This is a genomic window from Telluria mixta, assembly GCF_029223865.1.
GTDB classification, from domain to species: domain Bacteria; phylum Pseudomonadota; class Gammaproteobacteria; order Burkholderiales; family Burkholderiaceae_D; genus Telluria; species Telluria mixta.
In genome coordinates this window covers 4,414,959-4,439,530 of record NZ_CP119520.1, presented here as the reverse complement: position 1 = coordinate 4,439,530, position 24,572 = coordinate 4,414,959, and the positions used below count along the sequence as shown (strand labels likewise).

Annotated in this window: 22 protein-coding genes; 10 read left to right on the top strand and 12 right to left on the bottom strand. The window is 67.1% G+C overall.

What is annotated here, in order from left to right:
* Positions 1 to 184: 184 nt before the first annotated feature.
* The 4 genes from P0M04_RS19855 to clpP form a co-directional block, all read right to left on the bottom strand.
* Complete coding sequence (locus P0M04_RS19855) at positions 185 to 2,314, bottom strand: beta propeller repeat protein (RefSeq protein ID WP_259447391.1); 2,130 nt, start codon at positions 2,312 to 2,314, stop codon at positions 185 to 187.
* A 369-nt stretch (positions 2,315 to 2,683) separates the two neighbouring features.
* The gene (locus P0M04_RS19850) at positions 2,684 to 4,018 is read right to left on the bottom strand and encodes a hypothetical protein (protein ID WP_259447392.1); all 1,335 of its coding nucleotides are present in this window, start codon (positions 4,016 to 4,018) and stop codon (positions 2,684 to 2,686) included.
* Entirely contained in the window at positions 4,015 to 4,272 is a 258-nt protein-coding gene (locus P0M04_RS19845; protein ID WP_259447393.1) for a hypothetical protein, read from the bottom strand. The genes P0M04_RS19850 and P0M04_RS19845 overlap by 4 nt, the downstream gene beginning before the upstream one ends.
* A 139-nt stretch (positions 4,273 to 4,411) precedes the next feature.
* Positions 4,412 to 5,002, bottom strand: a complete 591-nt coding sequence (clpP, locus tag P0M04_RS19840) for an ATP-dependent Clp endopeptidase proteolytic subunit ClpP (protein WP_259447394.1) — start codon at positions 5,000 to 5,002, stop codon at positions 4,412 to 4,414.
* 142 nt (positions 5,003 to 5,144) lie between these two features.
* Between clpP and P0M04_RS19835 the strand changes: the two genes are divergently transcribed.
* The 4 genes from P0M04_RS19835 (at position 5,145) to P0M04_RS19820 (ending at position 10,425) form a co-directional block, all read left to right on the top strand.
* Positions 5,145 to 5,801 carry a sigma-70 family RNA polymerase sigma factor gene (locus P0M04_RS19835; protein WP_259447395.1) on the top strand — a complete coding sequence of 219 codons (657 nt, stop codon included), beginning with the start codon at positions 5,145 to 5,147 and terminating at the stop codon, positions 5,799 to 5,801.
* Between the two features lie 100 nt (positions 5,802 to 5,901).
* Positions 5,902 to 7,404 carry a vanadium-dependent haloperoxidase gene (locus P0M04_RS19830; protein ID WP_259447396.1) on the top strand — a complete coding sequence of 501 codons (1,503 nt, stop codon included), beginning with the start codon at positions 5,902 to 5,904 and terminating at the stop codon, positions 7,402 to 7,404.
* A 45-nt stretch (positions 7,405 to 7,449) separates the two neighbouring features.
* A complete protein-coding gene (locus P0M04_RS19825; protein ID WP_259447397.1) occupies positions 7,450 to 9,603 on the top strand; it encodes an FUSC family protein in 2,154 nt (717 codons plus the stop codon).
* A 51-nt stretch (positions 9,604 to 9,654) separates the two neighbouring features.
* Positions 9,655 to 10,425, top strand: a complete 771-nt coding sequence (locus P0M04_RS19820; protein WP_259447398.1) for a type 1 glutamine amidotransferase domain-containing protein — start codon at positions 9,655 to 9,657, stop codon at positions 10,423 to 10,425.
* Here the strand turns inward: P0M04_RS19820 and P0M04_RS19815 are convergent.
* Together P0M04_RS19815 and P0M04_RS19810 are read right to left on the bottom strand one after the other, a co-directional pair.
* Positions 10,403 to 11,386: a tripartite tricarboxylate transporter substrate binding protein gene (locus P0M04_RS19815; RefSeq protein WP_259447399.1), complete on the bottom strand. Its 984-nt coding sequence runs from the start codon at positions 11,384 to 11,386 to the stop codon at positions 10,403 to 10,405. The genes P0M04_RS19820 and P0M04_RS19815 overlap by 23 nt on opposite strands.
* 22 nt (positions 11,387 to 11,408) lie before the next feature.
* Positions 11,409 to 12,752: a 2-hydroxycarboxylate transporter family protein gene (locus P0M04_RS19810; protein ID WP_259447400.1), complete on the bottom strand. Its 1,344-nt coding sequence runs from the start codon at positions 12,750 to 12,752 to the stop codon at positions 11,409 to 11,411.
* 159 nt (positions 12,753 to 12,911) lie between these two features.
* On the opposite strand from P0M04_RS19810, the gene P0M04_RS19805 reads away from it, so the two are divergent.
* Entirely contained in the window at positions 12,912 to 13,607 is a 696-nt protein-coding gene (locus P0M04_RS19805) for a trimeric intracellular cation channel family protein (protein ID WP_259447401.1), read from the top strand.
* A gap of 32 nt (positions 13,608 to 13,639) precedes the next feature.
* On the opposite strand, the gene P0M04_RS19800 is transcribed toward P0M04_RS19805, so the two are convergent.
* On the bottom strand, positions 13,640 to 14,053 hold the full coding sequence (locus P0M04_RS19800) for a T6SS amidase immunity protein Tai4 family protein (RefSeq protein WP_259447402.1): 414 nt from the start codon (positions 14,051 to 14,053) through the stop codon (positions 13,640 to 13,642).
* A gap of 235 nt (positions 14,054 to 14,288) precedes the next feature.
* Here P0M04_RS19800 and P0M04_RS19795 point away from each other — a divergent pair, with 235 nt between their 5' ends.
* On the top strand, positions 14,289 to 14,894 hold the full coding sequence (locus tag P0M04_RS19795; protein ID WP_259447403.1) for an energy transducer TonB: 606 nt from the start codon (positions 14,289 to 14,291) through the stop codon (positions 14,892 to 14,894).
* A gap of 7 nt (positions 14,895 to 14,901) precedes the next feature.
* Here the strand turns inward: P0M04_RS19795 and P0M04_RS19790 are convergent, their stop codons facing one another.
* Both P0M04_RS19790 and P0M04_RS19785 read right to left on the bottom strand, forming a co-directional pair.
* On the bottom strand, positions 14,902 to 15,459 hold the full coding sequence (locus P0M04_RS19790) for a dihydrofolate reductase family protein (RefSeq protein ID WP_259447404.1): 558 nt from the start codon (positions 15,457 to 15,459) through the stop codon (positions 14,902 to 14,904).
* Position 15,460: 1 nt separating this feature from the next.
* Positions 15,461 to 16,567 (bottom strand): glycoside hydrolase family 43 protein, encoded by a 1,107-nt coding sequence (locus P0M04_RS19785; protein ID WP_259447405.1) that lies wholly within the window; start codon positions 16,565 to 16,567, stop codon positions 15,461 to 15,463.
* A gap of 101 nt (positions 16,568 to 16,668) precedes the next feature.
* Between P0M04_RS19785 and P0M04_RS19780 the strand changes: the two genes are divergently transcribed.
* Positions 16,669 to 17,232, top strand: coding sequence for a hypothetical protein (locus P0M04_RS19780; protein ID WP_259447406.1), 564 nt, complete (start codon positions 16,669 to 16,671; stop codon positions 17,230 to 17,232).
* A 65-nt stretch (positions 17,233 to 17,297) separates the two neighbouring features.
* Positions 17,298 to 19,181, top strand: a complete 1,884-nt coding sequence (locus P0M04_RS19775; RefSeq protein ID WP_259447407.1) for a glycoside hydrolase family 97 protein — start codon at positions 17,298 to 17,300, stop codon at positions 19,179 to 19,181.
* A 13-nt stretch (positions 19,182 to 19,194) separates the two neighbouring features.
* On the opposite strand, the gene P0M04_RS19770 is transcribed toward P0M04_RS19775, so the two are convergent.
* Together P0M04_RS19770 and P0M04_RS19765 are read right to left on the bottom strand one after the other, a co-directional pair.
* Positions 19,195 to 21,234: a S8 family serine peptidase gene (locus P0M04_RS19770; protein WP_259447408.1), complete on the bottom strand. Its 2,040-nt coding sequence runs from the start codon at positions 21,232 to 21,234 to the stop codon at positions 19,195 to 19,197.
* Between the two features lie 45 nt (positions 21,235 to 21,279).
* Positions 21,280 to 22,074 carry a hypothetical protein gene (locus tag P0M04_RS19765; RefSeq protein WP_259447409.1) on the bottom strand — a complete coding sequence of 265 codons (795 nt, stop codon included), beginning with the start codon at positions 22,072 to 22,074 and terminating at the stop codon, positions 21,280 to 21,282.
* A 123-nt stretch (positions 22,075 to 22,197) separates the two neighbouring features.
* Here P0M04_RS19765 and P0M04_RS19760 point away from each other — a divergent pair, with 123 nt between their 5' ends.
* Together P0M04_RS19760 and P0M04_RS19755 are read left to right on the top strand one after the other, a co-directional pair.
* Positions 22,198 to 22,479, top strand: coding sequence for a hypothetical protein (locus tag P0M04_RS19760; RefSeq protein ID WP_259447410.1), 282 nt, complete (start codon positions 22,198 to 22,200; stop codon positions 22,477 to 22,479).
* A gap of 162 nt (positions 22,480 to 22,641) precedes the next feature.
* Complete coding sequence (locus tag P0M04_RS19755; protein ID WP_259447411.1) at positions 22,642 to 22,824, top strand: hypothetical protein; 183 nt, start codon at positions 22,642 to 22,644, stop codon at positions 22,822 to 22,824.
* On the opposite strand, the gene ilvB is transcribed toward P0M04_RS19755, so the two are convergent.
* Entirely contained in the window at positions 22,776 to 24,545 is a 1,770-nt protein-coding gene (ilvB, locus tag P0M04_RS19750) for a biosynthetic-type acetolactate synthase large subunit (RefSeq protein WP_259447412.1), read from the bottom strand. The genes P0M04_RS19755 and ilvB overlap by 49 nt on opposite strands.
* Positions 24,546 to 24,572: the final 27 nt, after the last annotated feature.

Here is a 24,572-nt window from a genome sequence, read left to right as displayed (position 1 = left end):
GGAAATAGGTGCGTCCGGCCAGAGTAGCACAGTTCCCCGAGGAAATAATCTGTGCCACCCAGGAACGTATTCCGGACGCAACGCCTCCCCCTCCGTCATTCCCGCGAAAGCGGGAATCCATGTTGAGCGTCCAATTCGACTCAGTATGGGTCCCCGCTTTCGCGGGGACGACGAGTGAGAGTACTTATGGTTTACCGACGACGATACCCCGTCCCGCCGTGCTCATGTAGACCACGCCGAACGTGTTCATGTCACCGACGACGAAATGGCCGTTGCCCGGCCCGCCGTACTGGTGCGCATTGTCGTTGATGCGGGTCCAGCTCTGCCCCGCGTCGGTCGACCGGTACACGCCGGTCACGCCGCCGATGGTGCCCCAGATGAACACGGTCGGATACGACGCACCCGCCGCAGCCTTGCCGAAGCCGACCGCGCCGCAATACGTGACGTTCGCGATGTTGCTGAATTGCCAGCCCGAGCTCGTGGTCCGTGCCAGGCCGCCCCAGTTCAGCGGGACCCAGATATCGCCTTCGCGACCCGGCGCGGCACGGATCACGTCGCTGCCCCAGGTGGCCAGCGTGCTGAACTTCCAGAACGACGCGCCGCTGTCCGTGCTGATCATGAAGCTGCCGTCGGCCGGGTTGTACACGTAGAACTTGCTCGCATTGGCCGGATCCGCGACCGGGCGCGCATTGTTGACGCTGAGGCCGCCCACCGTCGACCAGGTCCCGCCCATGTTGGTGGAACGATACATGGTCGACGAATTGGACGGGTTATGCAGCAGGACCGTGCCGCTGGCCGACAGCGCCACCTGGCCGTAGGAACCGTTCATATTCGTCTGGTTCCAGTTCACGCCACCATTGGCCGACGTGTACATCTTGTTCCCGACCCGCACCGCGAGGTTCGTGTTGGCGTCGGCGACGGCCAGGCCGGTGGTCGTCCCCATGTTCGGCGAGAACTGCGGGTTCGTGTACGCGTCGATGTTGTAGTGCAGGAAGCCGTCGTAGTCGCCGATGGCGGACAGCACGGGGCCGCCCGGGATGCTGTTGATGTTCAGCGGCACCGTTTCTTCCAGACCCTTGACGGTGAACGTCCACGTGGTCGGCACGGCGTCGATATTCGCCGTTTTAAAGATACCGTTGCCCGAGGTCACCCACACGGCCTTGTTGTTGAACGGATCGAACACGGCCACGCCGGCCCAGTGGATCGCCTTGCCGTTGATCCAGGGCACGCCGCCATTGTCGCGGACGAAGCCACGGTTGATCACGTCGGTCCAGCTGGCGCCGCCGTTGGTCGAGATGTACACATGGTCGCCCCAGCTGTCGCCCTGCTGCATGTACTGGTTGATGGTCGACGCGACCAGGCGCTGCGAATTGGAGGGGTCCACGCTGATGCCGCTGAACGCCGCGTTGACGCCGGACGGGGTCACGTTGGTCCACGCGCCGTTCGAGATCGTGTAGCGCCAGATCTGGCCGCTGTTCATGGGCTCCGAGCCCGAGCTGTTGCCGTTCGGTCCCGCGCCGTTGGCATACGTGATGTACACGTTGCCGGCGCCGTCGAACGCGGCGCGCTGCGGCATCAGGCCGGACGGGCTGCCGGAGATGGCACTGAACGACGCGCCCCCGTTATCGCTGCGGTACAGGTTCGCCCCCGCCGAGCCGTAGCGCGAGACGCCGACCAGCAGCCGCTGCGCCACGCCGCCCGACACGCTGGACGGATCGGCGAGGACGAGGCTGATGCCGTTGTCGTTGGGCGTCGTCGTCACGTTCAGTGCCGTCACCCTGGCCCAGCTCGCGCCATAGTTCGTGCTCTTGAACAGCCCGCTCTGGCGCGTGCCGGCATACAGCACATTGCTCGAGCCCGGGTCGACAACGAGCCGCTCGCCGTTTTGGCGGCCCATGCCGTTGCCGTGCGCCTTGAACTGGCTCGTCACGTCGGCGACAGTAAACGTCCTGCCGTAATCGGACGAGCGCAGCACCGCGGTCTTGCCGTTGTTGAAATAATTGATCCCGACGGTCATGTAGACATTGGCCGCGTTCTTCGGGTCGACCGCGAGCGCTTCGACGCCGAGGAAGCCGACCTGGTCTTCCGCCACCCAGTCCAGCAGCGACACCCAGCGGCCGCTGGCATTGTCCCACCGGTACGCGCCGCCGACGTCCGTGCGCGCGTACACGACATTCGCTTCCGTCTTGCTGGGGATGACGGCCGACACGAACCCGCCGCCGCCGATGCCGACGTTCCCCCATGAATAAGCCATTGCCGGCTGCTGGACGGCCAGAGCGGCCGCCGCAAGCAGTGTTGCATTGATCAACTTCATGTAATGCCTCCTAAGATTTGTTATGCATCTGAAGTAAGACAACGCCTGTTTCTGGTCAGGCGTCGATTCCCGCGTCGGCCTGTCTCCTCCAAGCCGAACCGCAAGAATCCTCGAAACATATCTCAGGGATTTGCGCGCACACGGTGATGTAAGCATGACTGCGATAAATTGTTCAGGCACTTGGCGGTTTTCATAAATCGTAGTCCGTGCCCACTGGCGCTTTGTCGGCCACGTCACGCGCAGCGTGGGCTGGCGCCGATGACCGTGTTGTCCGGCACGCCCGACTTCCTGTATCCGGACTCGATCGCGCCGGCCAGCCCCACAACTACGCGGGCATGCCGACGCCGGAAGGCCGGGAGGCGCTCGGCATCATCCTGCGGGCCCTGCGTTGTTGACAATGGGCGCAACGCGCAGCGAGCGGACGATGGCCGGCGTCAAGGCCATGTCGGACTCCTGCGCGGGTTCGGTCGGCGCTTTCACGAGGCCGATGCGGCGTGTCGCGATTGTCTCCGGCGCCTTGTCCGCCTGAAGATGCGCGAGGAGCCAGTCGCGTACGTCCGCCGCATGGGCGGCAGTCCGCACCAGCAGCGGGTTCTCGACCTTGCCCGTGTCGGGATTTTCGACGCCGAGCCGCAGGCATTCATGCTCGCGCTGCCCCTTCCGGCAACTCACGAGGCCGAAGAACTCGACCTTCAGGTCCGTCGCATCCGCGATTTGCACGCGGGTCGCGGCGAAGTCCTTGCGGACGAACTTGACCGTGTCGTCGCCTTCGCTGATCGTATCGTGATGGTTCGCCACCATGCGCATCAACGCCGTCCCGCCGACGTCGACGACCAGCGGGTCGCGGCGCGCCGGGTACTTCGCCTGGCACACTTTCATGGCGACGTCGTCTGGCGCCGTCTTGCTGCCGTTCTTGAAGGCGAGCACGTGCACGGGCCGCGGGTCGCCGGTCGAGCGCATCTTGAGCGTAAACACGGCGGACGAACTGCCCAGCAGATTGATGTACGGCCCGCCTTCCTGCACCAGCGTCGCCTCGTCCGGCTCGAGCGCGCCGCCCACGTTAAGGCGGCGGATCACATAGTTCATGTTTTCTTCCAGCCCGTTCGTCATCTCGTAGCTCGCGTTCGGCGTCTTGACGAAACTGCCCGCGCCATTCGCCCGGTTCGACGTGTCGGTCGTGGTCAGGCCCAGCTTCAGGGCTTGGGATTGCGTGTATTTGGCGGAACCCAGGTCATAGGAACCGTACACGGAATCGAATTTGTCCCAGGAAGCGAATGCATAGCGCTTGTCCTGCGGGAGAGTGAAACGGAATTCGAGCCGGTCGATCCTGTCGGCCGGACGCCCGAGGGTGCCCAGGACCGTCATCGTCACGCGCTTCTTCAGCGACGTCCTGTCGGCCCAGGCACAGTCTTCCGGCGGCGGCGCGACGGCCGTGCCGAGCGCATTCAGCAGCGCGGTCGCATCGCTGCCGGCCGGCATCTTCGCGGCGACCGTCCGGATCAGCTCGGCCTGCCCCCGTTCCGCCAGCGTCGTGATCAGCGGCGGCTCCTCGTCCGCCTTCGGACTGGCGAGGAACACGGACAACTTGAGGTTGATGTTGCTGACGCTCGTCTCGTCCACGCTGTCGTAATGGCGCGTCAGTTGGGGCGATACGCATCCCGCGAGGACAGCCGCCGCCACCGCCGCGGTGCACGCCCGCCTCATGGCTTGCCCCGCAAGACGAAAATACCCATCGGCACGGTCGGATTGTTTGCCAGCGACACCTGCCACGCGGGCGGCGGCGCGACACGCTCCGCGTCGTACCGGCTTTTCGCCGCGAGCGCCGGCGCCGTCGAAAAATAATTGTCGGCATCCGTGATGTCGTCCGGGCGGTCGCTGTGCTTGTAGACGCGGTGATACGCCGGATCGTCTTCGTCGATCCGGCGCAGAACGTACCGGCCATCCCATGTAAAAGCCATTGGTCACTCCCTCTTGGTGGATTCAAGAAAAATGCAACCCGACTTTTGCAATAAGCGCGCCAGCGTGTAAATATTGTTCTAAATCAAACCGTTGCTACTTTCGCCGGCAAGGCCATGTAAAAACGGCCGACAGGACACGTCACCCGACGCTGCGCGCGTCCAGCACCCGGTCGATGAGCCCGTATTCCACGCCCTCGGCGGCGGACATGTAGCGGTCGCGGTCGGTGTCCTTCTCGATCCGCGCCAGGGTCTGCCCCGTGCGTTCCGCGAGGATCGTGTTCAGGCGGTGGCGCTGGTACAGCATCTCGCGCGCCTGGATGTCGATGTCGGCCGCCACGCCCTGCGATCCGCCGTGCGGCTGGTGGATCATGATACGGGCATTCGGCAGCGCATAGCGCTTGCCGCGTGCGCCCGCCGCCAGCAGGAACGAGCCCATGCTGGCGGCAAAGCCCGTGCACAGCGTCGACACGTCGGGCCGGACGAATTGCATCGTGTCGTACACGGCCATGCCCGCGTACACGGACCCGCCGGGCGAGTTGATGTACAGTGAGATGTCCTTGTCGGGATTGTCCGATTCGAGGAACAGCAGCTGCGCGACGATCAGGTTGGCCGACTGTTCCGTTACCTCGCCGACGAGGAAGATGACTCTTTCCTTCAGCAGGCAGGAATAGATGTCGAAGGCGCGTTCGCCGCGGCCGGTCTGTTCGATGACGGTGGGCACGAAATTCATGGTGGTCCTTTCGATGGTGGAAGGTGCCCCATGACGCTTGCGGCCGGGCGCCGTGTGACGGCGTAAAAAATAAACCGGCGGCGTGTCACATCCGGGCCGCGCCGCGCGTCAAGCGGTACCACTACCCAGCGAGGAGATGCACATGCCCTGCACCACCGCCATCGACGTGTTCGAACAACTGCGTCCGCGCCTCGTCGCGCTCAGCCTGCGCATCGTCGGCAGCGCGGCCGACGCCGAGGATGTCGTGCAGGATTGCTTCCTGAAATGGCAGGCCGCGGACCGGGACGCACTGGCGACGCCCGCGGCCTGGCTGACGACCGTCGTGCAGCACCAGTCGATCGACCGCCTGCGCCGGCGCGCGCGCGAGGTACAAGCCGCGCACGCCGCCATGGAACTCGTGCCCGCCGCCCCGCCCGCCCTGCCCGACGAGGCGCTGCTGCGGCGCGCGGACGTCGGCGACGCGCTGGCCCGGATGTTCGCCCGGCTGTCGCCGTCCGAGCGGCTGGCGCTGGTCCTGTTCGACGTGTTCGAATGCGGCCACGCCGACATCGCGGCCGCGCTCGGTACGACACCGGCGAACGCCCGCCAGCACCTGTCGCGCGCGCGGCGCCGCCTGCGCGCGCCCGATGGCGACACGCCGCCGGACGACAAACTGTGCCGCGAGCTCATCCGCCGCTTCCATGCCGCGCTCGACGGTCTCGACGTGCCGGCGATGGTGAACCTGCTGACGGAAACGCAGCCGATGGCCGTGCGCGCCAGCGCCAACGATGCGACGTACTACCTTATGCTGGCCGCGTAACGACGCTGCGCAAGGACGCGTCTTTGTACGCTTGAGTTCCCGCAATTCCGTTCCGCTCATCCATTCGATACTGGATGCGTGCTGCATACGGGGGAATGACATGGAGCGACGTACCTTTCTGAGGGTGGGCAGCGCGCTGGCACTCGGCAACGCGCTCGCGGCCTGCGGCGGTGGCGACACCGCGCCCCAGTCTGCGGCCCAACCTGCGGCCCAGCCGCCGCAATTCAAGGCCGTGGTCGGCTGGAACCAGACCGCGCTGCAAGCCATCCGCAATGCGAAGCCGGGCCCGCCGATGGCCGCGCGTTCCCTCGCGGTGATGCATACGAGCATGTACAACGCGTGGGCCGCGTACAGCCCGGTGGCCGTGCAGACGCCGCATGGTCCCAGGGTGCGACGGCCAGAGTCCGAACAGGTGGCCGACAACAAGACGATGGCGATGAGCCATGCCGCCTACCGCGTGCTGCTCGACCAGTTCCCGACGCAGAAAGCCCTGTTCGACAGCTATATGGCGAGCCTTGGCTACGACCTCGCGAACCAGACCGATCTCGCATCGCCCCAGGGCATCGGCCAGGCGCTGGCCGCGGCCATGCTCGACTATTGCCACAAGGATGGCTCGAACCAGCTGGGCAACCTGACGCCCGGCGGCGTGCCGTACGCGGACTACACGGGGTACGTGTCGCAGAATCCACCGCTGGTCGTGGCCCAGCCGACACCGGTCGCCGCCATGCCCGCACCAGGAAACTGGCAACCGCTCACCTATACGAACGCATCCGGCGCCGTCGTGACGCCTGTCTACCTCGCGGCCTGCTGGGGAAACATGACGCCGTTCGCGCTGGCATCGGCCGACCAGTACCGTCCCGGCCCGCCCGCCGCCGCGGGCACACCCGAGTATGCCGCGCAGGCGCAGCACATCGTCGACGTGCAGGCGGCGCTCACGGAGCGCCAGAAGGTGATCGCCGAATACTGGGCCGACGGCCCGGCATCGGAACTGCCGCCGGGGCACTGGTGCCTGCTCGCGCAATCCGTCTCCACACGCGACGGCAACTCGGACGACCAGGACGTGCTGCTGTTCTTCGCGCTGGCCAATGCGCTGTCCGACGCGGCGATCGCCGCGTGGGACGCGAAGCGCGCGTACGACTCGGAGCGCCCGATCACGGCGGTCCGCTACCTGATGCAGGGGAAGACGATCACGGGCTACGGCCCGCTGGGCGTGGCCGGCGGCTTGCGCCAGATCGCGGGCGAGACGTGGGTCCCCTACCAGCCCGCCACGTTCCCCACACCGCCCTTCCCCGAACACGTGTCCGGCCACAGCACGTTCAGCGCGGCCGCGGCGGAAGTGCTGCGCCGCTTCACCGGCAGCGACGCGTTCGGCAGCAGCTACACGAAACCGGCGCACTCGATGGCCATCGAACCCGCCCTGCCGTCCAGCGACGTGACGCTGAACTGGGCGACGTTCAGCGCCGCGGCGGACGAAGCCGGCCTGTCGCGCGTCTATGGCGGGATTCACTTCGACAATGCGAACGTGGCCGGCAAGGACCTGGGGCGCAAGGTCGGTGCGCTCGTGTTCAACAAGGCGCAGCGCTACTGGATGGGACAGGCCTGATGGGCGCCGCTATAATGGACTCGTCCATTGCTGACGCGCCCACCCATGCATTACGCCCTCGCGCCGCGCACGCTCTTCTTCAGTCACTACTTTTACACCGGCCTGCGCATCGCCACGGGCGTCGTCGGCCTGACGTTCCTGACGTACGCCGTCGCCGACCTGCCGACCGCGATGGCGGTGGCGATGGGCGCGCTGTGCACGAGCCTGATGGATCTGCCCAGCCCGCTGCGTCACAAGTTCAACGAGATGCTGGCCGGCGTGCTGACGTGCTCGCTGGTGGCGCTGCTGGTCAGCCTGTGTTCTCCCGTGCAATGGCTGCTGCGTACCGTCATCGTGCTCGTCTCCTTCCTCGCCAGCATGATGACGGTGTACGGCCGCAAGGCGATGCCCCTGCAGTTCGTCGCCCTGTTCGTGATGATGCTGTCGAGCGACGACGCCGCCACGCCGCTGCAGGCGCTGCGCCACGCTGCCCTGTTCTTCGCGGGCGGGGCCGGCTACATGACGTATGCGATGATCGTCGTCTGGCGGCTGCGGCGGCGCCTGAAGCAACAGGTGCTGGCCGAAGCGCTGTACGAACTGGCGGCCTATACCGGCATCAAGGCGGGCTGCTACGACTTGGACTATCCGCTGCCCGCGCAAATGGAAAAGCTCGTGCGCCAGCAAAGCGTGCTGGCCGAGCGCCAGCAGGCGTCGCGCGACCTGGTCCTGCGCGGCAAGCCCAGGGACGACGAGGCCGTCCTCGTACGCGTGCATTACGCCATGTTCGACCTGTACGAACTGGTGCTGTCCACGCACACCGATTACGCGCTGCTGCGCCAGCATTTTGCCGGCGGCCCCGTGCTGCCGCTGCTGGGCGACCTGATCGGCAAGGCGGCGCGCGACATCGAATCGGTGGCGTATGCCATGACGCGCAACCGGCCGTCGTACGCCGCCATCGACTACCGCGACGAGCTGGCCGCGCTCGATGCGGCCCTGCGTGCCCTGCCCCCGGCCGACAGCGACGAGGTCAATGCGCAGGCCGTGCTGCGCGCCACGTCCAACAAGATCCGCGACATGATCGCGATGATCGCGCGCCTGCACGCCGCCAGCGCGACGGCCGGCGGGACACTCCCGATGGCGCCGGGCAGCGACCTGACGCCCTTCCTCACCCAGCAGCGCTACAACCTCGGCATCCTGGTCGCCAACCTGCGCTGGACGTCGCCCACGTTCCGGTTTGCGCTGCGCGTGGCGATGGCGATCTCGGTGGGGCTGTTGTCGTCCGAATGGCTGCCCTACACGTCGCACGGCTACTGGACGGCGCTGACGATCGCCGTGATCCTCAAGCCGACCTTCAGCATGACCCGCCAGCGCCGCGCCGACCGCCTGATCGGCACGCTGATCGGCTGCGTGCTCACGGCCGTGATCCTCCGGTTCGTCCATGCGCCGGCCGCATTGATCGGCTTCCTGTTCGTCGCGACCGCCGCCGGGCCGACCTTCCTGTCGATCAAATACCGCTACACGGCGATCGCCGCCAGCGTGCAGGCCCTGCTGCTGATCGGCCTCACGGTGCCGCACTTCGCGGGCGCCATCGAGCAACGCCTGCTCGATACGCTGCTCGGCGCGCTGATCGCGTCGTTCTTCAGCTATGTGCTGCCGAACTGGGAACACCAGAACCTGCCGGAGCTGGTGGACGCCGTGACCGACGCCAACCGCGGCTACATCGACGCCGCCGCCGACCTGCTGCTGGGACGCGCGGTCGACGATGCCCGCTACCGGATCCAGCGCAAGCGCTTCATGGACGCCCTCGCGAACCTCAGCGCCGCGCTGGGCCGCATGCTCGACGAACCGCAGTCCCAGCAGCGCGCGCCGGCCGAGCTGAACCGCTTCACGGTGCAGAATTACCTGCTGATGGCGCACATGGCCGCGCTGCGCCTGTTGCTGCAGCGTTACGCGGACAACCTCCCGCGCGCGGAAGTCGAGGCCGCGCTCGAGCACGCGTTCGCCCGGCTGCGCAGCACGCTCGGGGCCGCCACGCAGGCGGAACCGGCGGCGCCGCACGGCAGCACGGCCTGGCCCGGCTGGGCACCGCTGCAACGCCGTCTACGCCTGCTGCAACAGGATGCGGCGCAGGTGGCGCTGTGCCATGGCGCGATCGATACCGCACTCGGGCGGACAGTGCATCGATCCACTTCAAAAACCGTGGACGCCGAATGGAACTAAACACGTCCCGATCCGCTCTGTGATTCATGACCCTGGCGCGGAAACGCGATCATGAACACCTTTAAGCCACTTGCCGGAAAACGCATCGCGGTCCTGGCCGCCGACGGATTCGAACAGGCGGAACTCAAGACGCCGCTCGCGGCACTCGCCGACGGCGGCGCCGACGTGACATTGATCTCGCTGCGGCGCGGGCGGATCCGCGCCATGCACATGCACCAGCCCGGCGATCTCGCGCGCGTCGACCAGACGATCGACGACGCCCAGGCCGCCGACTACGACGGCCTGCTGATCCCCGGCGGCTACATCAGCCCCGACAGCCTGCGCCAGTCCGCCCAGGTGCGGGCCTTCGTGCGGCAGTTCGACACGGCGGGCAAGCCCATCGCCCTGCTGTCCCAGGCGCCATTGATCCTCGTGTCGGCCGGACTCGCGCCGCGGCGCACGCTGACGTCGTGGCCCGGCATCCGCGACGACGTCGTCAACGCGGGCGCGACCTGGCTGAACCAGGACGTGGTGCGCGACGCGCACGTGCTGTCGTGCCGGGGCACGCAAGACCTCGCCGCGTTCGTGCAGGCGCTCGTGCCATTCTTCGCGGGCGAGCCTGCGACGCAAGCGAACTCGGCGGAGGCGCAATCGGACCCGGCGCAGGACAAGCCGCTGGAACAGCCGAACCAGTCGCTGCGCTGGCTCGCGGCGCCATCGTTCGGCACGATGCTGAGCCTCGCGCTGCTGGGTGTCGGGGTCGTGGCCGCGCAGCGCGTGCGGCACAAGGTGCCGACCGCGGAGGTGCCGGCGGACGCTGCTAGTGCTCGCGCACGAGATTGAACTGCCGCGCCTGGCGCTTGTAGTCGGCGACGGCCTGGCGGATGTAGCGGGTCAGCGCGTCGCCCGTCAGCGTCAACGGATACAGGCCGATCTGCGCGCGCATCTGCGCGAATTCCGGCGCGGATTCGATGCGGTCGAACGCTTGCACCCAGCGGCGGTAATCCGCATCGGACACGTCCGGCCCCATCAGGATGCCGCGGATCAGCGGCCACACGAGATCGTAGCCCTGCTCGCGCGCCGTGGGCACGCCCGCCATCGCACCCGTCAGGCGTTTATCGGACAGCACGGCCAGCACGCGCACCTTGCCCGACGCCGTATAGAGGGCGGTTTCCGACACGTCGCTCGACACGACCTGCACGTAGCCGGCCTGCATCGCGACGAATTCCTCGCCGCCCCCTTCCAGCGCGACGAAGCGCAGCTGGCGCGGATCGAGACCGGCCTGGCGGGCCAGCAGCGCCATCTTCATCCAGTCCTGGCTGCCGATCGTGCCGGACATGCCGATCACGATCTTTTCCGGGTCGCGCCGCAGCGCGTCCATCAGGTCGCGCAGCGAACGGTACGGGGAGTCGGCCGGCACGGCGATCACGCCGTAGTCGACGCCAAGCGCCGCCACCCAGCGCACGTCGTCCGGGCTCGCCTTGCCGAACTTGCCCTGCGCGAGGTTCAGCAGCGACCCGCCGGAAAATGCGACGAGCGTGTCCGGCTCGGCGCGGCGCTGCGACACCATCGTGTGCCACGCCACGGCGCCGATCCCGCCCGGCAGATAACTCAGCTTCAGCCGCGGCGCATCCGGCTTGGCCTGTAGAGCCTTCTGGGCCAGCTTGCAGGTCAGGTCCATCGCCCCGCCCGGCTTGGACGGGACGACGCATTCGGCGGCCGAAGGTTGAGCAACAGCGGGCAGCGCGGCCAGCAGCGGCAGGGACAACAGGAAGGAACGCAACAGGGACTTCATGACGCTCATGATACTCGCGTTGGCGGCCAGCTTAGTGCAGTTGCGACATTGCCAACAGGGTCAGCGTGACCGTGATCGCACCGCCGATGCGCGTGGCGATCTGGGCGAACGGCATCAGCTGCATGCGCTCGGCCGCCGTCAGGATCGCGACGTCGCCCGTGCCGCCCTGGCCGCTGTGGCAGGCGTTGATGATCGCGGTCTCGATCGGGTACATGTTCATGCGGCGGCCGACGAAGAAGCCGGTGGCGATCAGGCTGGCGACGGTCGAGACGATGACGGCGAGGTTGACCACGTTGAAGGCGGAGACGAGCTTGTCCCACGGCGTCATCGACGCGCCGATGGCGAACAGCAGCGGGTACGTGACGGCCGTCGAAAAGAATTTATAGACGACGTAGGAGCTCTGCTGCAGCTGCGGCGACACGAGGCGTGACAGCTTGAACATCACGGCCACGAACAGCATGGCGACCGGCGCGGGGAAATCGAACAGGCGGAAGCACATCATGCCGACCATGTACAGCGAGATCGAGGTGATGCCCGCGGCGGCGATGTTGGCGATGTCGAACTGGCCCGGCAGGCTTTCGGCCTGCGGCGCCGGGGCTTCCTCGCCCGGCTGCAGGCGGCCCTGGCCGGACAGGTGCGGGCGCTTCTTGCCCAGCGAATTCAGCATGCCGGACAACAGGATCGCCGTCAGGCTGCCCAGCATCACGGGCGGCAGCACCTCGGCGAAGATATGGCCCTGCTCCTGGCCCAGGATGCCCGCGTAGCCGATCGACAGCGGGATCGCGCCCTCGCCGACGCCGCCCGCCATGATCGGCGCGACGAGGTAGAAGAACGTGTGGTACGGGCCCAGGCCCAGCAGCGTGCCGACCGCGGTGCCGACGGCGCCCGCCACGACGGACCCGATGGCCAGCGGCACGAAGATCTTCACGAAGCCCTTGATCAGCACGTTGCGGTCCATGCTCAGGATGCTGCCGACGATGATCGACGAGATGAACAGGTACAGGAAGTTGGTGGACTTGGTGAAGTCGACGACGTTCTTCAGCACGGGCGCCGGCAGCAGCTTGCTGAAGGCGAGATACGACGGGATGAAGGTCGCGAAGATGGCGGCCGCGCCGATGTTGCGGAAATACGGCAGGCGCTTGCCCAGCTCGGCGCAGGAAAAGCCGCCGACGGTGAGAATGGCGATCGACACGCAGATATCGTTCGGCACCTTGCCGGTGGCCACGAAGCCGCCGATCAGCGCCAGCAGCAGGAAGTAAACGGGCAGCGGCACGATGCCGATGCGGGTGCGCGCGATCTTGAGGCAGAGCTGCGGAATGGATGAGCCGGCCGTCTGCTGTTCTGCGCTTGCCGGAGTGTAAGTCGTTGTGTTCATGTCTGCTCCTCGTTCTTGTCCAGGCCAGATATCGGTCCCGTTGATACGGTCGATCAGCCTGGTGAATGGAGGCCACTATAGCGACGCAACCCTTCAATTACCTTTCAGCGGACGGGCGCGGCATAATGGCGGGTTTTCGCCGTCCTTGACGAGGTTTTCGTGTTTCCTCCCGTATCGCTCGACGTCAGCGCCGCCATCAAGACCCTCGTGCTGACGCTCGACCTGCTCGGCACATTCGTGTTCGCCCTGAGCGGCGCCGTGGCCGGCGTGCGCCGCCGGCTCGACCTGTTCGGCGTGCTGGTGCTGTCGTTCGTCGCCGCCAACTCCGGCGGCATCGTGCGCGACGTCCTGATCGGCGCGACGCCGCCGGCCGCGATCCGCGACTGGCGCTACCTCGCCGCGTCGCTGCTCGCGGGCGTGCTGATTTTCTTCTGGTATCCGCGCATCAAGCGCCTGCAGAGCCCCGTGCTGATCTTCGACGCGGCCGGCCTCGCGCTGTTCTGCGTGGCCGGCGCCCAGAAAGCGCTCGTGTTCGGGCTGGACCCCGTGATGGCCGCCCTGCTCGGCATGCTGACCGGCGTCGGCGGCGGCGTCGCGCGCGACGTGCTGCTGTCCGAGATTCCCGCCGTGCTGCGCTCCGACATCTACGCGGTCGCCGCGCTGGCCGGCGCGGCCGTGATGGTGACGGGCGACGCGCTCGGCGTGCCCGGGACCGTGAGCGCCTGCGCGGGCGCGGCGCTGTGCTTCGGGCTACGGCTGGCGGCGATCAAGCTGGACTGGCACCTGCCCGTCGCGCATGCCTCGCTAAAGGCGGCGGAAGATGCGGCGAAGGCGGAGGGTCGGAACGAGCGGTAGGGCTGGCTTTGCTTTGAACCGACCGCAGTGTGTCAACGTTCCCTGGACGGCTTGGCCAGTCTGGTGGCCAGGCTGTTCAGCTCGCGGCTATGGAACAGGTCGATGCACTTCATGGTATCGAACCGTCCTTCGACCGAGCCGCTGTAGCGGCGCGCCGCATAGTTCTCCGCCAGCTCACGCAAGGCGGCATACGCCTCTGGCGCCTGATGGCCGAACTCCATGTACGCGCTGGCGGTGGCGTTGGCGTCCGCGCGCAGCGCCGGGTCGGTCGCTACGATTGCCAGGCACGTGCTCAAGGCCCAGTTTTTCAACAAGTCCTTTTGCGAGTAGTTGGCCGTCATCGGGGTGCCGTCCGGGGCCGGGCAGGTTTTCGGCACGGCCCCGTGCGCACCAGGCCCACAGGCGAGCAGCGCGCCGACCGCGGCGGCCGCGAAGGCCGGCTTCATTCAAGCACCCACAGCAAAGCAGTGAATTTCCATAACTTCTCCATAAAGTCATTCTGTGCAGCAGACAGTACTGCCGACTCGCCAGGGTCGCGCGAGCCGGGCGATTATCCCATTGGATTGTAACTTTTAGCTAACTTTTGTCATCCACATTGTTACTTCATGCGGGAAGGATCGCCGCTTGCCATCTCGGCAACTTTGCAAATACACTGGTTGTCCGACAACTTTCCGCCCGATCATGAAAACCGACTTCAAGAAGCGACTTGCCGTTCTCGGATTTGCCGCGCTTGCCGGCTGCGCAACGCAACCGGCGGCCGTTCCCCCGGCCCTGGCCGACGCGCTTGCCCGCCAGGGGGTCGGCCCCGTGGACAACTTCAACTACGTGGATGAGCATGGCAAGCCGATGACCGAGCGCGACTTCGTGGCGCAAGTCAAGCAGTCCCGCCAGTTTGCGGTCACCAGGGCACATGACGACCGCGAGCGGGACGTGACCTTGCGCTTGCGTCCGGTTGGCTACGATGCCGGTCAGACCAACAGCGCGCTGCCGGCGGCGTCGCTGAATCCGGCCGAGCTGCCCGCCATGATCGATTTCAAGACGTGCCCGAGGCCGGCCTATCCGCCGGACGAGGTACGGGCGAAGCACATGGGCCTGGTCAAGCTGAACTTCCTGATCGGCGCCGACGGGGCGATCAGGAAGGCGGAGATTGGGACGTCGTCGGGCTATCCCGCACTGGACCAGACCGCGCTGGCCGCCCTCTCCCGCTGCAGCTTCACGCCGGGCACGTCGGCCGGCGTGCCGGTGGAAAAGGTGTCTGTCGTGCAGTACCGGTGGACCATCGAATAACGCCGGGTCAGCCCGCGCGCCGGTAGTGCATCGCAACCGCGCCGTTGCGCAGCGGGTGCGCGGAGATCAATTCGAGCCGCCGCGTGGCAGGCAGTCCGCTTTCGTACAAGGTCGGGCCATGGCCGGCAATCCTGGGGTGCACGAGGAAGCGGTACTCGTCGATCAGATCCAGCCGGTCCAGTTCGACGGCGAGCTTGCCGCTGCCGAGCAGAACGCCGTCCGGGGTCGCGTCCTTGAGCCTCTGCACGCCCGCGCGCAGGTCGTCGGCGATGTGATGACTGTGGGTCCAGGGGAAGTCCGTTCGCGTCGAGGACACGACGTACTTCGGCTTGGCCTCCAGCTTGACGGCCCATTCGCGCAGCGCCGGCGGCGCGTCCACGGCGCCACTGGCGACCGCGGGCCAGTAGCTCTCCATCATCTCGTACGTGACGCGGCCCCACAGCATCGCCCCGCTCTCGTCCATGAGGCGGGTGAAGAAGGCATGCGTCTCGTCGTCGGCGATGCCTTCCCGGTGGTCGACGCAGCCGTCCAGCGTAAGGTTGATACTGAAGGTCAAACGTCCCATGTTAGTCTCCCGGCCCGTCGCAGGGCAGCTTGTCCATGTCCGCCAGCGTCCACTGGTCGCGCCAGCGCACGACCGGCTTGCCGCCTTCCCATTCGACCGGCAGCCACACGTAGCGCCCGTCGATCGCATCCTCCTTGCGCCAGACGTCCAGCATCAGGATATGCCGCGTGCAACCGTTACGGCGCAACGTCAGCGCGTAGGTCGACTGGCCGCCGAACGTGATCTTCTGCTGTTCCGGCGTGCCGCGCACCGGGTTGCCGAGCGCACGCCACGGGCCCAGTATATCGTCCGCCACGTACGACTTGGCCGCGTTCGGCGCCCAGCCCGTCAGGCCCGACGTCACGAGGTAGTATTTGCCGCCGTGCCTGAAGATGGCCGGGGCTTCGTCGTCGCCGTTCTGCTTCACCCGTGCGTACTGCCCGGCGGAGCGCAGGGTATCGTCCGCCAGGCGCGAGACGTGCATCGTGTGATTTTCCTCGGACGCATACAGCTGGTAGGCCTTGCCGTCGTCGTCCACGAACAAGGTCATGTCGCGCGACATCTGCCCGCCCGCGTGGTCGCGCGCAAGGAAGGACGTGGCCGGGTCCTTGTCCGCCGGCGTCACGTCGAGGGGCCACGCGCCCGCGTCGGGCCGGAACGAACCCTGGTAGACGTACGGCCCCGTCACCTTGTCGGCCACGGCCACGCCCGCGCGCGCCGCGTCATAGCGCTTGCCCTTGAGCTCCAGGTGGAACCACATCACGAATTTTCCTGTTTTCGGATTGCGGATCACCTTCGGCCGCTCGATGATGGCATCGCGCACGATGTCGCTCGCGGGGTCGTCGGTGACGGCGAGAGCGATGCCTTCGTCCTTCCAGTCGGTCAGGTTGCGCGAGCTGTACACGTGCACGCCCACCTGCGCGCGGTTGCCCGCCGTGCCGGCCACCTTGTGCTCGCCGAACCAGTAATACACGCCGTCGTGTTCGAGGATGCCGCCGCCGTGCGCATTGATGTGGACGCCCTTGTCGTCGGGCCACAGCGCGCCGGGGCGGAACACGCCGTCGGCCTGCGCAGCCGCCGCCGTGGCCAGCAGCGCCGCCGCCAGGAAGATCTTCGTCTTGTGCTTCATATGCTCGTCTCCGTGTGTGGATGTGCAATGTTATCGATATCTCCACCATTTGTCGCGGACTTTTTATTACACTGGCCGCCGCGATCGATGAGAGGAAGACAATGAGACCGGTGCTGGCCCTGCTTGCCGTATTCAGTGCGACGTCCTGCTTCGCCCGGCCCGCACCGGCGCAAGAGCAGTTGGCGTTCTGGATGGACGCCGGCGACCACGGTATCGTGCAGTGCACGCTCGCGACGATGCCGGTCGAGGGCGACATCCGGCAGTTCCTGCGCCTGACGCTCGGCGTGGGCGTCGACGCAAAAAAGCTCGAACTGGTCGGCAAGGTCAGGCTGCGCGACGACGACGCGCCGGCCCGCCCCCACCTCCTGGAAATCGGCGCTGGCGCGCAGACGGCGCTCAGCGTCGCGTTACGCCCGGCCAGGGCCGACCGCGCATCGGCGGAGATCCCCGCCGCGGCCATGATGGACGTCTTGCGGACGTTCCTGCGCCAGCGGACACTATGGATGCGCATTGACGGCGCCGCCGCGCGGACGGTCGCCGTCGCCGGCAAGGAGGAGGACCTTGCGTCCTGCGTCGCCACGCTCGGGCGCGACCTGGCCGACGAACGTGCCGCGCGCGCCCGCGGCGATTTCAGCGACAGCTTCCCCAGCCTGCAGAGCGATTAAGCACCGATTGCATCCGGTAGCGGATATCTGCTACCATGTGATCGATAACAAATCAAGGAGACTTCATGCGTCAATTTTTCGCCGCCGTGTGGCTGTGCGCCGCCACCGTCCATGCGGCCGCCGCGGACATGATCGAACGCGTCGCATCGCCCGACGGCCACATCGTGCTCGAACTGGCGCAGAAGATGGATGCCGCGGGCAAGCGCGCCCTGTCCTACAACGTGCGCTACGACGGCGAGACCGTCATCCGCGACTCGCGGCTGGAACTGCGGCTCGACAACCACCTGTCCGAGAACGCGATGGCCCTGCCCGTCGACCATCACGCGCGCTGGTTCGAAAACCTGCGCGTGACGGGCGTACGCCGCGCGAGCCACGACAGCACGTGGACACCCGTCACGGGCGAACGCGCGCAGGTCCGCGACCACTACGAAGCCCTCGCCGTCGACCTGGTCAAGGACGACAACCCGACCTATAAACTGTCCGTCGAAGTGCGCGCGTACGACGCCGGGGTGGCGCTGCGCTTCGCGTTCCCCGAGAACGAAAAAGGCACGTACTACCGCGTGATCGGCGAGGATACGGAATTCGCGCTGCCGGCCGGCACACGGGCGTGGTTCCACGGCTGGGCCCAGGGCCCGTACCAGCTGATGCCGCTTTCCAATTGGCCGGACCAGGCCGAGCGCCCGCTCACGCTGCAGCTGCCGAACGGCCTGTCCGTCGCCCTGCTCGAAGGCCAGATGGTCGATTACGCGCGCACCAAGTTCAAGCTCAGCCCGGACAAGCCGGACACGCTGGTCACGGCCATGCACGACCCGGCCGACCTGGTCTCGCCCTTCGCCACGCCCTGGCGCGGCATCATGATCGCGCGCCGTCCCGGCCAGCTGATCGAGAACAACGACTTCATCCTGAACCTGAACGCCCCGTCGCGCATCGCCGACACGTCGTGGATCAAGCCGGGCAAGATCATGCGCGTGATGTCGCTGACGACAAAGGACGCCAAGGCCAACATCGACTTCGCCGCGCGCCACAAGCTGCAGCACATCCTGATCGACTTCAAGTGGTACGGCAACGCCTTCTCGTTCGACGCCGACGCGACGAAGGTGGCGATTCCCGACTTCGACCTCCCGGGCATCATCGCCTACGCCAAAACCAAGGGCATCGGCGTGTGGCTGTACGTGAACCAGCAAGGGTTGATGGCACAGGGCGACACGCTGTTCCAGACCTACCGCGACTGGGGTGTCGCAGGCGTGAAATTCGGCTTCGTGCAAGTCGGTTCGCACCGCTGGACGACATGGCTCGAAAACAGGATCCAGCAGGCGGCGGACGCCCACATCATGGTGAACATCCACGACGACTGGCGCCCCACCGGCGAGCAGCGCACCTGGCCGAACCTGCTGACGGCGGAAGGCATCCGCGGCAACGAGGAAATGCCGGACGCCACCCACAACACGGTGCTGCCGTTCGTGCGCTACCTCGCCGGCGCGGCCGACTACACGATCTGCTACTACGACCCACGCATCCGCACGACGCACGCGCACCAGCTGGCGCTGGCCGTGATCTATTACAGCCCCCTGCAGACGCTGTACTGGTACGACACGCCGGACCGCTCGCGCGACGAGCCCGAGCTGGCGTTCTGGGACCGCATCCCGACCACGTGGGACGAGACGCGCGTGCTGGACGGCGCCCCCGGCCGCGACGTGACGATCGCGCGGCGCAAGGGCGACGAGTGGTTCGTGGGCAGCATCACGAACAACGACGCGCGCCGCATCCCGCTGCGCTTCGACTTCCTCCCGAAGGGCAAGCGCTACGAGGCGACGATCTATGCGGACGACCCGGCCGCGCCGACGCGGACGAAAGTCGGCATCCGCACCCGCACGGTGGACGCCGCCACCGTGCTGCAGCTCGACCTGCCCGCTTCCGGCGGCCAGGCGCTGTGGCTGCGGCCGCTGTGACCGGCACGACGGGTCAGTAATAGGCCCGCGCCACGAGCGCAAAGCTCTGTGGCACGATCGCGCAGCGGTAGGCCTTCACCCGGATCTCGACGTCGCCCGGCGGCACGGCAAGCAGCAACACCTGCTCGACGTTGTTGACGCGGTCGGGAATGGTCGACCCCGGCGCCGCGTTGCCGTACCCGACCTCGCCGCCGGCCATGACGACGAGGTCGAGGTCGTTCTGCAGGGTTTCGCCCGGAGGATCGGTCCAGACCAGCGTCACCTTCAGGCTCTTCGCGTGCTTCGGCAGGGCCACCTTGAACACCTGTTCCTCGCCCGTGTCGAGCGTGCGGTCCTCGTCCCAGAAATGGAGCAACCGGCTGCCGTCGTCGACGTCGACGGACCGCGCCACGTTCACGCGGCCGAATCCCTGGTGGTGGTTCGGCACGACGCCCGTCTCGCTCGGCGTGTACTGGCCCCGCAACGGTTCGGCGCCGTTGACGATCAGCGCCTTGACGAGGGCCGCGCTGGGCGTCCCGGCACCGTTCTGCTCGAGGTATTCGCGCACGACGGCCGCGCAGCCGGAGACGAGCGGCGTGGCCATGCTCGTGCCGCCTTCGAACAGGTACATGTCGTCCTCCGACAGTCCCCAGCCGCTGCCGGCGCCGGTCGCGCGCGAGCGGGTCGACAGGATCGCGGTGCCCGGCGCGACGACGTCCGGCTTGATGCGCCCGTCCGCCGTCGGGCCACGTGAACTGAACGCGGCCAGGCCGTCGGGATTCTCGGCCATCGTGTCGGTGCTGATCGGCTTCACGGGGAATTGGCGGGGCCAGCCTTCGCCATATTTCGAGAATTTGAAATTGCTCCCGACGTAGAAGAAGCCCGGCCGGTCGTTCTCGCTCGCGCCCACCGTGATGCAGTTCTTCGCGGTGCCGGGCGAGCCGACCGAATGCCCGTCGATGGTGCCGTCGCGGTTGCCGTCCCTGCCCGCGTTACCGGCCGCGAACACGACGACGACGTCGCGGTTGTTCCAGACGAAGTCGTCCACGTCATGCGAGTCCGCCGAGTAGCCGTTGTTCGTATCGCCCCAGGAGTTCGAGTGGACGCGCGCGCCGTCGGCATAGGCCTGCTGCAGGATCGGGATCACGCCATCGCGCAGGCCGCCCAGCGTGCCGTCGGCGCTTTCGATCGACTGCATGACCAGCGTGGCCGCGGGCGCGCAGCCGCGCACCGCGCCATATTTTTCCGAATGGCCGTCGCCGAGCACCGAGCCGCACACGTGCGTGCCATGGCCGTCCTGGTCGCTGGGATCCCCGGGGCGGCCCCACGCGTAGAGTTGCCTGACGCGCCCTTCGAAGGCCGGATGCGGATCGGCGGCGTCGCCGTTGTCGAAGCCGGTGTCGCACACGGCCACGATCTGGCCCGCGCCTTCGAACCTGGCCTGGGTAGCGACGATGTCGGCGCCGAGAATGCCGCGCGCCACGTTATTCCAGAGCTGCTTCTCGCGGGCGGCCTCGATCTTCTGGACCTGGTCGATCCCCGCGAGCGCATCGAGCCGGTCGGCCTCGACGACGGCACGCACCTTGCCGTTCGTGGCAGCGAGGCCGGCACGGGAAACGCCCGCGACCGTCGCGATCTGGTCCAGCGCGGCGCCGCTGTCGGCGTCGCGCTGGAGCACGATGTTGACGTGCTGCTTGCCGCCGCCCGGCAAACCGGCGGGACTGCGCATGCTGAGCACATGGGCGGACGAGGACTGCGTCGCCGCGTGCAGTTCGGGCGACACCTTGACCTTCTCCGGGTAGTCGCCGGCCCAGGCGACGAACGGCAGCGCCCGCAGCCGGTCGAGGTCGCGGTCCTTGTACGCGCACACATAGGCGTCGTCCACGTACTCGAGCAGCCGGACGCCCGCCTGTTCCAGTGCCGCTTTCTCGGGCGCGGTCAGCGGCGCGCGTGTCTGCACGAGCACGTAGTCCGATTTCGCGATGTTCGTCTGACTGAGCATGCCGAAGGTCTGCATTGCCGGAGCGTCCTGCGCGGGGTCGAACTTCACCCCGTTGATCGAGATCACTGCCATGATGTTTCTCCTCGAAAAGTCACGAAACACGATGAAATGGAAGCGTCAGCCCATCTGCGCCTCCGTGCCCGGGGTCGCCTGCGGGGTCGCCTGCGTTCCGGCGCGCCGCATCACCCGGCCAAACGGACAGTCGCGCTGCCCGGACGCGGCGCGGCTCTTGATCGCGTAACGCTGTTCGGAGCGGGCGTCCGCGAAAAACGTGGCGGCCCCGCCGCCGCCGGCCAGGTTCGGGTCGAAAAAGCCGATGTAGCCGCCCGGGTTCACGTCGAACGAACGCAGGTTGGTGCCGCTGAAGTCGCGCCGTCCTTCGCTGGCGTCATCGGGCGCGAAATAACTGGGCAGCACGAAATTGGACACCGTCACGCCGTCGATGTCGTACAGGTGCGACTGGACGGCGTCGCACACCTCGAAGTAGTGATAGACCTGGGGCAGCGCCGGGCCGCGCGGATGCGGCCCCTGCACCAGCAGGTTGCACTGGGGATCGGCAATTAGTTCCAGCGCCTCGTGCGACAGCGTGGCGGACCAGGCGTCACCCAGTTTCGCGCACAGGTCGAGGTAGACGAACCCATAGGGAATGCCGCGCAAGGTGCGCGCGTGGTAACCCAGTGCATCCGCCGACGTGGCGGAATCGAGCAGGTACAGGATGGCGTCGCCGCGCAGCTCGCGCGCGGCTTGGGCGTCGAGGCTCTCGCCCGCCGGGCCTTCCACCCGCAGCCGGCCGCCGAAGCCCCAGTACGGGGCGAAGTCGTCGGCGACCTGGCGATTGACGGCACGGACCACCCGGTGCAGCTCGAGATCGGAAATCGTGAGCGTGCGGTTGACGATTGAAATCTGAAACATCGCAGCCTCCAAAACAACACTTCCGCATGCATTCACTGAAATCGGGGATTGGACACCGCCGCCGCGCAGAAGATTCAATGGGCTTTCGAGTATGTTGGACGCACGGTATCCGATGGAGGTGATATGAAACTTCTCGAAGCCAAGGAATGGTGGGCAACGGATCGCGACGTAAAACGGGTCGGCGTCGCCATGCTATTTGCGCTGCTATGCGGTTTTATCGTCGTGATCTTTTCTATCGACATCGCGATCGACAAAATCCGCATCACCTACACCGAACGGGATGCGCAGCGCTGGACGGCGCTGCTGTGGTCGGGCGCTTGGTTTGCGGTCGGCAGCTTTATCGGATTCATTTTCGGGATTCCCCGCTCGCTCTCGTCCGATACGGCGCGCACGGGCGCGCCATGACCCGAACCCGACACGCTGGACACGGCACCCGGCCTTCAGCCCACAGCGACCGCACGCGGCCCGTCCACGGCCGTCAACACGAACCTGGAACAGATATCCGATTGGCTGACAAAAATTATCGTCGGCGTATCGCTGGTCAACAGCGAGCAGATCGGCGACGTCATGCTGGGCGCCGCCCGCACCATGGCGAGTTCGTTGGGCGGCGGCGCCGCCAGGCAATCTCTGGCGCTCGCGATCCTGGTGTATTTCGGCGTGATCGGCGTGCTCGGCGGCTACCTGCTGACCCGTCTGTTCCTTCAGTGGGCATTCGCCACGGCGGGATGGCAGGACGCGGACCGGCTCTGAACCGCCGCGTCGTACCACGTGTCCTTCGCCAGCAGGATGTCGTGATGCCCCCGCCCCGCCGGGATCATCGGAAAGCAGTTCTCGGCCTGCTCGACCCGCACGTCGAGCAGGTATGGCCCGCTCGAGTCCAGGCACGCCGCCACGGCCGCATCCAGTTCGCCGGGGTCCTCGACACGGCGCGCCTGCCAGCCGAATGCGCGGGCCAGCGCCACGAAGTCCGGCAGCGCCTCCGAATAACTGTGGCTGTAGCGGCCTTCGTAGTGCAGTTCCTGCCACTGCCGCACCATGCCCATGCAGCCGTTGTTCGACAAGATCAACTTGACCGGGCACCGGTGCTGCACCGCCGTCGCGAGCTCCTGGATGTTCATCAGCACGGATGCGTCGCCCGAGATGCACACGACGAGGTCATCGGGATGCGCGACCTGGGCGCCGATCGCCGCCGGGAGGCCATAACCCATCGTGCCGGCGCCGCCCGACGTGAGCCAGCGGCGGGGACGGTCGAAGCCGAGGTATTGCGCGGCCCACATCTGGTGCTGGCCCACGTCGGTGGAGACGATCGCGTCGCGCCGCGCCACGTGGTCCGCCAGCGTGCGCATCAGCCGTTGCGGCAGGATGCCCGACGCGGCATCAGGCACCTCAAGGCAGCGCGCCGCGCGCCATGAGGCGATCCTGTCCCACCAGGCCGCGGTCGGCGCGGGGTCGACGCCGTCCAGCATCCGGAGCAGGCCATCGAGGATATCGGCGCAATCGCCCTCTAGGCCGACGTCCGTCCGCACGACCTTGCCGATCGACGCGGGATCGACGTCGACGTGGACAATGCGCGCGTCCGGACAGAAGTGCGCGAGGTGCCCGGTGACGCGGTCGTCGAAGCGCGCGCCCACGCACACGACGAGATCCGCCTCGTGCATCGCGAGGTTCGCCTCCAGCGTGCCGTGCATGCCCAGCATGCCGAGCCAGCGCGGGTCCGACGCGGGAAACGCGCCCAGCCCCATCAACGTCAGCGTGCACGGCGCATCCTTCCAGCGCACCAGACGGGCGAACGCGGCGCAGGCGGCGTCGCCCGCGTTGATCAGGCCTCCGCCGCCGTAGAACACGGGGCGGCGCGCATGCCGGATCAGGTGCGCGGCCTGCTCCAGCGCGGCGGCCGGCACGCTTGACGGGACGACGTCCTCGGGCACGCGCGGGGCCGGCGCCGCCACCTGGCTGGCCTGGATATCTTTCGGCACGTCGACCAGCACAGGCCCCGGCCGCCCGCCCAGCGCCGTCGCGACGGCCGCGCGGATCGTGGCCGCCACGGCAGGGGCATCGCGCACCTGCGTATTCCATTTCGTGACCGTGCGCGTGATGCCGAGCGCGTCGCATTCCTGGAAGGCGTTCGTGCCGATCGCGCCGGTCGCGACCTGGCCGCTGATGCACAGCACGGGGATCGAATCGCTCATCGCGTCGAGCAGCCCGGACGTCGTGTTCGCGACGCCGGGCCCCGACGTGACGAACACGACGCCGAGCCGGCCGGTCGAACGCGCATACCCCTGGGCCGCGTGGACGGCCGCCTGTTCGTGGCGGACGAGGATGTGGCGGATGCGCCGGTCCAGGGCGAGCGCGTCGTACAGCGGCAGCACGGCGCCGCCGGGGTAGCCGAACACGGTGTCGATGCCGCAATCCACCAGCGTGTCGACCAGCACGCGGGCGGCGGTCAAGGGAGTGTCGGGATGTGTTTTCATCCCTGAATTTTATCGATCCGTTCGCGG

What these genes read in the sequence shown, in the direction of transcription:
- P0M04_RS19855 (WP_259447391.1), bottom strand. Translation starts at nt 2,314, where the DNA reads ATGAAGTTGATCAATGCAACACTGCTTGCGGCGGCCGCTCTGGCCGTC.
- P0M04_RS19780 (WP_259447406.1), top strand. Translation starts at nt 16,669, where the DNA reads ATGAGACCGGTGCTGGCCCTGCTTGCCGTATTCAGTGCGACGTCCTGC.
- P0M04_RS19800 (WP_259447402.1), bottom strand. Translation starts at nt 14,053, where the DNA reads ATGAAGCCGGCCTTCGCGGCCGCCGCGGTCGGCGCGCTGCTCGCCTGT.
- P0M04_RS19830 (WP_259447396.1), top strand. Translation starts at nt 5,902, where the DNA reads ATGGAGCGACGTACCTTTCTGAGGGTGGGCAGCGCGCTGGCACTCGGC.
- P0M04_RS19815 (WP_259447399.1), bottom strand. Translation starts at nt 11,386, where the DNA reads ATGAGCGTCATGAAGTCCCTGTTGCGTTCCTTCCTGTTGTCCCTGCCG.
- P0M04_RS19775 (WP_259447407.1), top strand. Translation starts at nt 17,298, where the DNA reads ATGCGTCAATTTTTCGCCGCCGTGTGGCTGTGCGCCGCCACCGTCCAT.
- P0M04_RS19795 (WP_259447403.1), top strand. Translation starts at nt 14,289, where the DNA reads ATGAAAACCGACTTCAAGAAGCGACTTGCCGTTCTCGGATTTGCCGCG.
- P0M04_RS19850 (WP_259447392.1), bottom strand. Translation starts at nt 4,018, where the DNA reads ATGAGGCGGGCGTGCACCGCGGCGGTGGCGGCGGCTGTCCTCGCGGGA.
- clpP (WP_259447394.1), bottom strand. Translation starts at nt 5,002, where the DNA reads ATGAATTTCGTGCCCACCGTCATCGAACAGACCGGCCGCGGCGAACGC.
- P0M04_RS19820 (WP_259447398.1), top strand. Translation starts at nt 9,655, where the DNA reads ATGAACACCTTTAAGCCACTTGCCGGAAAACGCATCGCGGTCCTGGCC.
- P0M04_RS19825 (WP_259447397.1), top strand. Translation starts at nt 7,450, where the DNA reads ATGCATTACGCCCTCGCGCCGCGCACGCTCTTCTTCAGTCACTACTTT.
- P0M04_RS19810 (WP_259447400.1), bottom strand. Translation starts at nt 12,752, where the DNA reads ATGAACACAACGACTTACACTCCGGCAAGCGCAGAACAGCAGACGGCC.
- P0M04_RS19785 (WP_259447405.1), bottom strand. Translation starts at nt 16,567, where the DNA reads ATGAAGCACAAGACGAAGATCTTCCTGGCGGCGGCGCTGCTGGCCACG.
- P0M04_RS19835 (WP_259447395.1), top strand. Translation starts at nt 5,145, where the DNA reads ATGCCCTGCACCACCGCCATCGACGTGTTCGAACAACTGCGTCCGCGC.
- P0M04_RS19790 (WP_259447404.1), bottom strand. Translation starts at nt 15,459, where the DNA reads ATGGGACGTTTGACCTTCAGTATCAACCTTACGCTGGACGGCTGCGTC.
- P0M04_RS19770 (WP_259447408.1), bottom strand. Translation starts at nt 21,234, where the DNA reads ATGGCAGTGATCTCGATCAACGGGGTGAAGTTCGACCCCGCGCAGGAC.
- P0M04_RS19755 (WP_259447411.1), top strand. Translation starts at nt 22,642, where the DNA reads ATGCTGGGCGCCGCCCGCACCATGGCGAGTTCGTTGGGCGGCGGCGCC.
- P0M04_RS19765 (WP_259447409.1), bottom strand. Translation starts at nt 22,074, where the DNA reads ATGTTTCAGATTTCAATCGTCAACCGCACGCTCACGATTTCCGATCTC.
- ilvB (WP_259447412.1), bottom strand. Translation starts at nt 24,545, where the DNA reads ATGAAAACACATCCCGACACTCCCTTGACCGCCGCCCGCGTGCTGGTC.
- P0M04_RS19760 (WP_259447410.1), top strand. Translation starts at nt 22,198, where the DNA reads ATGAAACTTCTCGAAGCCAAGGAATGGTGGGCAACGGATCGCGACGTA.
- P0M04_RS19845 (WP_259447393.1), bottom strand. Translation starts at nt 4,272, where the DNA reads ATGGCTTTTACATGGGATGGCCGGTACGTTCTGCGCCGGATCGACGAA.